Below are 6,883 nucleotides of genomic sequence, written 5' to 3' on the forward strand. Positions count from 1 at the left end.
TACTGTCGAGGGGTGGACGTCGCAGACCTGACCCCCGCGCAGGCGCGTGCGCGCTTCCGCGCCGGGGAGCGCGTGCCGACGGCGGGCTGGTGCGGGGGCTGGACCCAGGCGAACCTGATCGCCGTCCCCGAGGAGCTCGCCTACGACCTGCTGCTGTTCGCGCACCGCAACGCGCGGGCGTGCCCGCTGCTCGACGTGGGTGAGCCGGGTGCGGTGAGCACCCGGCTGTTCCCCGGTGACCTGCGCACCGACCTGCCCGGCTACCGGATCTACCGGGACGGCCTGGCCGTCGCCGACGCCGGCGACGTGGTGGCCGAGTGGCGGGCGGACCTGGTGCCGTTCCTGCTCGGGTGCAGCTTCACCTTCGAGCGGGCGCTGCTGGCGGCAGGGGTGCCGATCCGGCACCTGGAGCAGGGCGTGAACGTGCCGATGTACCGGACGGACGTGCCGTGCGAGCCGTCGGGCCCGCTGTCGGGGCCGCTCGTGGTGTCGATGCGGCCGGTGCCGGAGGCGCTGGTGGCGACCGCGGTCGAGGTGAGCGGGCGCTATCCGATGGTGCACGGCGCGCCCGTGCACGCCGGCGACCCGGCCGAGCTGGGCATCGCCGACCTGGGCCGGCCCGACTTCGGCGACCCGGTGGAGGTGCGGGCGGGGGAGGTGCCGCTGTTCTGGGCGTGCGGGGTGACGCCGCAGGCGGCGGTGATGGCGAGCGGGGTGGAGTTCGCGATCGGGCACCTGCCGGGGCACATGGCGATCATCGACGCGCGGGACGAGGACTATCGAGCGACTTAGCGAGATATTTCGCAGTATGGGTGGAGGCTTCGGCCAGTGCCGCCGGGGTGCCCTCGAACACCACCCGCCCCCCGTGCCGCCCCGCCTCGGGGCCCAGGTCGATCACCCAGTCGGCGTGCTTGACCACGTCGAGGTCGTGCTCGGCCACGATCACCGTGTTGCCCCCGTCGACCAGCCGGTCGAGCAGCGCCAGCAGCCGGTCGACGTCGGCCGGGTGCAGGCCCGTGGTCGGCTCGTCGAACACGTACACGTGACCGGTCTCGTGCAGCCGGTGCGCCAGCTTGAGCCGCTGCCGCTCGCCGCCCGACAGCGTGGTGAGCGAACGCCCCAGCGTCAGGTGGCCCAGCCCCAGCTCGCCCAGCCGGTCGAGGCCGGGCAGGTCGTAGTCGTGCGCCGCCTCGACCGCGGTCAGGGCCAGCACGTCGGCGATGGTCCGCCCGGCCAGGCGGTAGGAGAGCGCCTCGGGGTTGTAGCGGGCGCCGCCGCAGGCGTCGCAGGTCCGGGTCACCGGGTCCATGAAGGCCAGGTCGGTCTTGATCTCGCCGCGCCCCCGGCACTCGGGGCAGGCGCCCGCCGAGTTGGAGCTGAACAGCTTGACCGGCACCCCGTGCGCGGCCGCGAACAGCCTGCGTAGCCGGTCCATCGCCCCGAGGTAGGTGGCGAGCGTCGAACGGGCCGAGGCGTGCAGGGCAGACTGGTCGATCAGCACCACCCCCGGGTGGCGGGCGGGCAGCTCGCGGGTCGTCAGCGTGCTCTTGCCCGAGCCGGCCACCCCGGTCACCGCCGTCAGCACGCCCAACGGCACCCGGACCGTCACCTCCCGCAGGTTGTGGGCGCGGGCGCCGTCGACCGTCAGCCACCCGGCGGGCGCGCGCACCCGCTCCTTCACCCCGCGCGCCCGCCGCAGCGCGCGGCCGGTCACCGTGTCGCCGAGCCCGGCCACCGGGCCCTGGTAGACCACCCGCCCGCCGTCGGCGCCCGCGCCGGGACCCAGGTCCACCACGTGGTCGGCGAGCGCGATCACGTCGCGGTCGTGCTCCACCACGATCACCGTGTTGCCCTTGTCGCGCAGCTCCAGCAGCAGGTCGCCGAGCAGGTGCACGTCGCGCGGGTGCAGGCCGACGCTGGGCTCGTCGAAGATGTACGTCAGACCGGTGAGACTGCTGCCCAGGTGGCGCACGGTCTTCAGGCGCTGGGCCTCGCCGCCGGACAGCGTCGGCGTCTCCCTGTCCAGGCTGAGGTAGCCGAGCCCGATCGCGTCGATGCGGCGCAGCGCCTCCACCGCCGCGTCCGCGACCGGGTCGGCCAGCTCCGCCAGCACCCCGATCAGGTCGGCGATCTCCATCGCGCACAGGTCGGCCAGGTTGCGTCCGCGGATGCGGGAGGCCAGCGCCGCCGCGTTGAGCCGCCGGCCGCCGCACGCCGGGCAGGCGCGCTCGCGCACCACCTCCCGGGCGGCCGGGTCGAGCGACTCGACGTCGCGGTGGAGGTGGACGCGGCCGAACCGGGTGATCACGCCCTCGTAGTCGTGGGTGCGGCCGTCCCGCCTGACCTTGCGGCCGCTCCCGTACAGCAGCAGGTCGAGCTCCCGTCCGGTGTAGTCGCGCAGCGGCTTGTCCGGGTCGAACAGCCCCGAACCGGCGTAGAGGCCCCACACGTAGCCGCCGACCGCGTACGGCCGCAGGGCGCCCTCCGCCAGCGACAGGCCGGGGTCGATCAGCCGGTCGACGTCGACCTCCACCTTCCGCCCCAGGCCGTCGCACTCCGGGCACATGCCCGCCGGGTCGTTGAACGAGTAGGCCGTCGCCGGGCCCGCCGAGGGCTCGCCGCGCCGTGAGAACAGCACCCGCAGCATCGGGTGGACCTCGGTCATCGTGCCGACCGTGGAGCGCGCGTTGCCGCCCACCGGGCGCTGGTCGACGACCACCGCGGGGGTCAGCCCGGCCAGCCGCTCGGCACGCGGGCGCTCGTGCTTGGGCAGCCGGTTCCTGATGAACGCGCTGTAGGTCTCGTTGAGCTGTCGCTGGGACTCGGCCGCGATGGTCTCGAACACCACCGACGACTTGCCGGAGCCCGACACCCCGGTGAACACGATCAGCCTGCCCTTGGGCAGCCGCAGGGAGACGTCGCGCAGGTTGTTCTGCCGGAGGCCGGTGAGCACGATCTCGTCAGACATGGCACTCCTCCATAGCTTTGGCTACTACCTATAGCCTAAGCTACATGTCATGGCTGACACTTCCGATCGGAGGGCCCGCCGGCGGGCGCAGACGCTGGAGGAGATCCTGGACCTCGCCCTCGATCTGATGGCCGAGGAGGGCGTGGCCGGGCTGAGCCTGTCGGCCGCGGCCAGGCGGCTCGGCATCCGGCCGCCGTCGCTCTACAAGTACTTCCCGTCCCGGCACGCCGTCTACGACGCGCTGTTCGAGCGCGGCCAGCGGGCCTACCTGGAGGCGGTGCGGCGCGGCGCGGCGGGCCGGGAGCCCGGCCTGGCGGCGATGGCCGCCTCGCTGGAGGCCGGCGCGCGGTGGGTGATGGCCAACCAGGCGCTGGCCCAGCTCATGTTCTGGCGGCCGGTGCCCGGCTTCGAGCCCTCCGCGCGGGCGTACGCGCCCGCCCTGGCCGTCCACGATCACTTCACCGCGCTGACGGCGGCGGCGATCGAGCGCGGCGAGCTGCACCCGGACGCCGCGAGCGAGGAGGGCCAGGCCCTGGGCTCCAGCCTGATCGCCGGCCTGCTGTCGCAGCAGCTCTCCAACGAGCCGGACGCCGCGTTCGAGGAAGGGCGGTTCACCCGGTGGGTGGCCCGCCTGCCCGGAGTGCTCGTGGCGCTATACCCGCCGCGGTGAGCTGCGCCCCCAGCGGGGACGCCCCACGCCGGTTGTCGATCTCCAGATGCGGCACCGCGGGCGGCTCGTCCACCTTGATCCGGTCCAGGTACGCGCCGAACGCCGCCAGCTTGCCCGCGTCCCTGGGCAGCCCTCTGGCCGTCAGCCGCTCGCGCAGCGTCGCGGCGTCGGAGCGCACCCACACCAGCCGCACCGGCGGCCCGCCCAGCTCCGCCACCCAGCGCTCCCAGCGCGCCGCGTCGTGCACCTGGCCGGTGAACGGGCCGTCGAGCAGGACGGGGCAGCCGTGCTCACGGATCTGGCGGGCCGTCGCGGTCATGCCGGCGTATTCGTGGCGTTTGACGTGCTCGTCGTACCACGCGCCCTCGCGCTCGCCGTGCTCCCTGCCGTGGGCGGCCAGCACCTCGGCGACCAGCCCGCCGTACAGGGTGTCCTTGTCGAGCAGGGCGGGCACCGGCGACAGGCGGGCGAGCAGCGCGGCGGCGACCGTGGACTTGCCCGCGCCCGGCGGGCCGCTGACGACCCAGATCATGGGCACCAGTCTGTCAGGCGGGGGGTCAGCCCATGCCATCGGTCAGCCAGCGCAGCGGGTTGTCGTGGGTGATCGCGCGGATCGTCTCGGCGGCGACCCCGGCCGCGCGCAGCCTGGGCAGGACCTCGGCCGGCAGGTGCCCGTACCCCGCGCCGCCGTAGGCGCGCAGCTGCGCGACCCGGCTGACGCCGCTGCTGAGCAGCAGGCGCGCCGCGTGACCCTCGCCGATGAGGTCCAGCGCGACGGCCGCCGCCCGCTCGGCGCCCATGCCGGTCGAGCCAAGGCTCACGTACGCGCCGGACTCGGCGATCTTGCGGGCAGCGGCCGGGTCGGCGCCGGCGTAGCCGACGGAGACGCGGGAGGGCGGCAGGCCCTCGATCATCAGCAGTTCCAGCATGGCCAGGGCGTCCTGGCCGTAGGTGGCCACCGACAGGCGGGAGCTCAGCGCGGCGCGGGCGGCGGCCATCAGGGCGCGCTCCTCGGCCGGGGTGGGCCGCGGGCCCCAGCAGCCGACCTCGCCGATCACGCCGGGGAACACGCCGGTGTCGTCCATGCCGTTGAGGATGTCGGCCATGAGCAGGCCGGTGAGGGTGTCGACGTCGGCGTCGCGGACGCCCGGAAGGTGCCCGGAGAACGGCTCGGTGGACAGGCCCGTCGCGGCGATCACCGGGACGCGGCTGCCGGCGGCGATCCTGGCCAGCGCGCCGGCGTCGCGGCCGGCCCCCAGCGAGGTCAGCTCCACCACCAGGCCGAGCGGGTCGTCGCAGGCGCGCAGCTCGCGGAGCTCGCGCAGCTCCGCGATGACGGCCCGCTCCTCGTCCAGCCAGCGGTACGGGTCGGAATCGATGCCCACCGCCCAGCGCGTGTCGGTGCGGAGGTGTTCGTGGGGGAGTACGGCACCGGTGATCGCGGCCACGCGAACGGGGCCGGAGATGGTGCGGAGCATGACCTCGGGCATGCTTTACAGTATGCGAACCAGACCGAAATTTCCTACTTTGTCATCTATTTTACCGTTTGACGGGTTTGGGGATCTTCCGGGCGTAGTCCACATTTGACCGCTCACGTCGGGGGGTCGAGCCGTATCCTGGTGACCTAACCGACTGTCCGGGGGGACCGTGCCGACGCAGAGATCCGAGACGGGGGACGCCGACCTCATGAAGGAAGAGGCCGCGCGCCACTCCAGCATCCCGCGCCGTCGTGGCCTCAAGGGCCGGCTCGACGGCATCCGCGCGACGCGCACCGGCGCGCTCACGCTGAAGATCGTGATCGGCGTGATCGGCGGCCTGATGGTGGTCGGCGGCCTGATCATGGTGCCGTTCCCCGGCCCCGGCTGGCTCGTCGTGTTCGGCGGGCTGGCGGTCCTGGCCACCGAGTTCCACTGGGCGCACAAGCTGCTGGGATTCGGCAGACGCACCCTGCACGCCTGGACCGAGTGGTACAAGCGGCAGGGCTGGACGGTGCGGATCATCGTGCTGATCGTGACCCTGTGCGCCATGGGCGTGATCATCTACGTCGGCCTGCGCACCGTCGGGGTGGACGTCATCGGCCTGGCCGAGCAGTTCCTCGTGTACTGGAACGCGACCGGCTCCTGAGGCGGGCCTCAGAGGTAGAGGCCCGTGCCGTGGTCGGTCTCCTGGGTGGCCACCGCGTGCAGGTCGCGCTCGCGCATCACGAGGTAGGTCTGCGCGTGCAACTCCACCTCGAACTGGTCCTCGGGGTTGAGCAGCACCTTGTCGCCGACCCGGACCGAGCGGACGTTCGCGCCGACACCGCAGACCTCGCCCCAGGCGAGCCGGTTGGCCATCTTCACCGTCGCCGGGATGACGATGCCCGAGCCGCTGCGGCGCTCCTCGGTGTCGCGCTCCAGCCGGATCATCACCCGATCGTGCAGCATCTGAATCTCGAACTTCGGCTCTTCCACGTGCCAAGTTTACGTTCTGCCGGGTAAGGATCACTCCCCCGCCGGAAACGGGCGGGCGGCGCGGTGGTCGGGAGGTGGTCGGGAGAAGGCCGGGGGAGGGTCACGGGAGGGTCAGTACGGCCGAAACCGGGTGGTGATCGGTGCCCTTGAGGCCGTGCACGGAGAAGGAGCGGACGCCGAGGCGGCTGTCAGCCAGCACGTGGTCGATGGCGACACCGGGGACCGGCCCCCAGCCGCCCTGCGGCCAGGTGGCGCGCAGGCCCTGGCCGGTGACCTCGGCGGCGTCCCGGTAGCCGCTGTCCAGCAGCTCCCGCATGAGCAGATGGTCGAGCGTGGCGTTGAAGTCGCCGGCCAGGACCCGCGGCGGCCCGCCGGCCCGCGGCAGCGCCTCCAGGCCGCTCCGCCAGCAGGGCTGCGGCCCGTACCGCTTGGGCGGGCACGGGTGCACGGACACCACCTCCACCCGCGCCCCGCCCGGATGCGCCAGCTCCGCGCGGACCTGGCCGAACCGCCCGTGTTCGATCGCCTCGCCGGGGGTCAGCGGGTGCCGCGCGTACAGCGCCGAGCCGCCGGCTCCCGGCCTGGGCCGGGTGACGGCGTGCGGCAGCGTCTCCCGCAGCCCCGCCCTCTCCAGCCGTTCCAGGGCGGCCGGGGTCACCTCCTGCAGCGCCAGCACGTCGGGCCGGACCCGCGACACCAGGGCCATCAGCTCGCCGGTGTCGGCCAGCCCGACCATCAGGTTCGCCGCCAGCACCCGCAGCGGCGTCCCGCCCGCCCGCGGCCCGCCGTCGG

The 6,883-nt window shown here is 73.7% G+C and carries 8 protein-coding genes; 3 read left to right on the forward strand and 5 right to left on the reverse strand.

All coding sequences use genetic code 11. The features are described 5' to 3' along the window. Positions 1 to 12 precede the first annotated feature (12 nt). Entirely contained in the window at positions 13 to 792 is a 780-nt protein-coding gene (locus tag OUY22_RS21265; protein ID WP_270156826.1) for a putative hydro-lyase, read from the forward strand. On the opposite strand, the gene OUY22_RS21270 is transcribed toward OUY22_RS21265, so the two are convergent. After that, entirely contained in the window at positions 755 to 2,968 is a 2,214-nt protein-coding gene (locus tag OUY22_RS21270; protein WP_270156827.1) for an excinuclease ABC subunit UvrA, read from the reverse strand. The two genes, OUY22_RS21265 and OUY22_RS21270, sit on opposite strands and share 38 nt — an antisense overlap. A 49-nt stretch (positions 2,969 to 3,017) precedes the next feature. Here OUY22_RS21270 and OUY22_RS21275 point away from each other — a divergent pair, with 49 nt between their 5' ends. Continuing rightward, complete coding sequence (locus tag OUY22_RS21275) at positions 3,018 to 3,638, forward strand: TetR/AcrR family transcriptional regulator (protein ID WP_270156828.1); 621 nt, start codon at positions 3,018 to 3,020, stop codon at positions 3,636 to 3,638. Here the strand turns inward: OUY22_RS21275 and OUY22_RS21280 are convergent. Then, entirely contained in the window at positions 3,580 to 4,170 is a 591-nt protein-coding gene (locus OUY22_RS21280) for an AAA family ATPase (protein WP_270156829.1), read from the reverse strand. The two genes, OUY22_RS21275 and OUY22_RS21280, sit on opposite strands and share 59 nt — an antisense overlap. A gap of 25 nt (positions 4,171 to 4,195) precedes the next feature. Beyond that, on the reverse strand, positions 4,196 to 5,128 hold the full coding sequence (locus OUY22_RS21285; protein ID WP_270156830.1) for a phosphotriesterase family protein: 933 nt from the start codon (positions 5,126 to 5,128) through the stop codon (positions 4,196 to 4,198). A 157-nt stretch (positions 5,129 to 5,285) separates the two neighbouring features. Between OUY22_RS21285 and OUY22_RS21290 the strand changes: the two genes are divergently transcribed. Further along, on the forward strand, positions 5,286 to 5,762 hold the full coding sequence (locus OUY22_RS21290; RefSeq protein WP_270156831.1) for a TIGR02611 family protein: 477 nt from the start codon (positions 5,286 to 5,288) through the stop codon (positions 5,760 to 5,762). Between the two features lie 8 nt (positions 5,763 to 5,770). Here the strand turns inward: OUY22_RS21290 and OUY22_RS21295 are convergent, their stop codons facing one another. Further along, the gene (locus OUY22_RS21295; RefSeq protein ID WP_148032935.1) at positions 5,771 to 6,091 is read right to left on the reverse strand and encodes a GroES family chaperonin; all 321 of its coding nucleotides are present in this window, start codon (positions 6,089 to 6,091) and stop codon (positions 5,771 to 5,773) included. Positions 6,092 to 6,191: 100 nt separating this feature from the next. Beyond that, the coding region (locus tag OUY22_RS21300) for an endonuclease/exonuclease/phosphatase family protein (RefSeq protein ID WP_270156832.1) at positions 6,192 to 6,883 on the reverse strand (692 nt) is incomplete at its 5' end.

The organism is Nonomuraea corallina (assembly GCF_027620315.1).
Classification (GTDB): Bacteria; Actinomycetota; Actinomycetes; order Streptosporangiales; family Streptosporangiaceae; genus Nonomuraea; species Nonomuraea corallina.